Source organism: Nonomuraea sp. 10N515B (assembly GCF_052245915.1).
Taxonomy (GTDB): Bacteria; Actinomycetota; Actinomycetes; order Streptosporangiales; family Streptosporangiaceae; genus Nonomuraea.
The window spans coordinates 1-2,036 of the sequence record NZ_JBQQBQ010000172.1; the positions used below are offsets into that span (position 1 = coordinate 1).

The 2,036-nt window shown below is 69.4% G+C and carries 2 protein-coding genes; both read left to right on the plus strand.

Features of this window, described 5'->3' with window-relative positions; all coding sequences use genetic code 11:
- Positions 1 to 34 precede the first annotated feature (34 nt).
- The gene (locus tag ACTWQA_RS58825; protein ID WP_443167465.1) at positions 35 to 1,303 is read left to right on the plus strand and encodes a site-specific integrase; all 1,269 of its coding nucleotides are present in this window, start codon (positions 35 to 37) and stop codon (positions 1,301 to 1,303) included.
- Positions 1,300 to 2,036 (plus strand): tyrosine-type recombinase/integrase (locus tag ACTWQA_RS58830; RefSeq protein WP_443167466.1); only part of this gene is annotated, 737 nt, incomplete at its 3' end. The genes ACTWQA_RS58825 and ACTWQA_RS58830, both read left to right, overlap by 4 nt.

Below are 2,036 nucleotides of genomic sequence, written 5' to 3' on the forward strand. Positions count from 1 at the left end.
TCTGCTACATAAAGTGACTGATTGATTTCTGTGCGTGATTCTCGCCTTGTCGACCGCTGTCGAGGAGGCGACCATGGACAGCAGGCAACAGGCCGGCCATCCGACCCGAACGGCGGTGACCGGGCCGTTGGCACTGTATGCCGACGGTTTTCGCGAGGATCTGGCCGGTAGGGGCTACCATCCCCAGGTGATCGGCCGTCACGTGGGGCTGATGGCGGATTTGAGCCGGTGGCTGGAAGATCAGCAGCTGTCCGCTGATGCGCTGGTCGCCGAGGTGGTCCAGGAGTACTTGCGAGCGAGACGTGCCGCGGGGCGCCGGGATCTTGTCTCGGCCGTGGCGATGGCTCCGCTGCTGGGGTATCTGCGCGGGCTGGGGGCCGCGCCCGCGGCCGAAGCACAGGTTCCGTCTGCGCCGGTGGACAGGTTGTTGGCGGGGTTCGCCGAGTACCTGGTGCGCGAGCGTGGCCTTTCGGCCGCGTCGGTGACCAGCTACCAGCACCATGCCCGTCCGTTCCTGGCCGGGCTCACGCTACCGCTCGATACGGCGCTGGCGGAGCTGTCAGCGGCGGAGGTCACGGCGTTCATGGTCGATCATCGTGGCCAGTGGGGCACAGGGACGGCCAAGGCCACGGTGACCGCGCTGCGGTCGCTGCTGCGGTTCCTGCACGCTACGGGGCGGGCGCCGCATTCGCTGGCGACGGCCGTGCCGTCGGTGGCGGGCTGGAGGCTGGCCTCGCTGCCGGGTGATGTGAATCCCGATCACGTGGCGGCGCTGCTGGCCAGCTGTGATCGCCGCAGCGCAGGTGGGCGCCGCGATTACGCGATCTTGATGTTGCTGTCGCGGCTGGGCCTGCGTGCGGGCGAGGTGGCAGCGATCGAGCTGGGCGATGTCGACTGGCGGGCCGGTGAACTGCTGGTGCGTGGCAAGGGAAGCCGCCGGGAGCACCTGCCCCTTCCGGTCGATGTCGGCGAAGCGCTGGCCGACTACGTGCAGCACGGCAGACCTCGCTGCGCGGGCCGCATGCTGCTGGTCATCCTGCATGCCCCTTACACCGGGCTGAACCGCTCGCACGTGCTGACCGTGGTGCACCGCGCCTGCCAGCGGGCCGGGCTACCGAAGTTCGGTGCGCACCGGCTACGTCATTCGGTGGCCTGCGACCTGCTCCGCAAGGGCGCGTCGCTGACCGAGGTCGGACAAGTCCTTCGGCACCGCGACGAACGGACTACCGCGATCTACGCGAAGGTGGACCTGGATGCGTTGCGTGCCCTGGCCCGGCCGTGTCCGCCGGTGGGCGCGCTATGAGCGCGCTGCGCCGAAGGGCCGAGGAGTACCTGCAGATGCGCAGGGCGCTCGGCTACAAGCTGCTGCGGCAGGGCCCGATGCTGATGGACTTCATCGGCTACCTCGAGCGCGTCAGCGCCGGCACGGTCACGATTGAGGCGGCTGTGGCCTGGGCCACCCAGCCGGTCGGCGCCGCGCCGATCTGGTGGAAGCGCCGGTTGACGGTGGTCCGCGGCTTCGCCCGTCACCTCAAGACACTCGACGCCGCCTGCCAGGTCCCACCCACCGCCCTGCTGCCGTCCCCCTCGGACCGGATCACCCCGTACTTGTTCTCGCCGCAGGAGATCGCGGCGCTCATCCACGCCGCCGGGACTCTCAGGCGGCCGCTGCTGGCCGCCACCTACCAGGCACTCATCAGCCTGCTGGCCGTGACCGGCCTCAGAGTTGGGGAAGCCATCGCCCTGTCCCGCGACCACGTCGACTTCGACACCGCGCTGATCACCGTCATCAACAGCAAGTTCGGCAAGTCCCGCCTGGTGCCGCTGCACGAGGGCACCGTGGACATGCTGCTCCGCTACGGGGCCCGGCGTGATGAACTCTGCCCGGCCCCGGCCGCAGGCAGCTTCTTCATCTCCACCACCGGCAGACCGCTCCTGCACAGCAGCGTCGATGGCATCTTTGCCCAGCTGCTCGGCCTGGCCGGAATCCGTACGCCGCCCGGACGGGCCCGGCCCCGCATCCACGATCTTCGCCA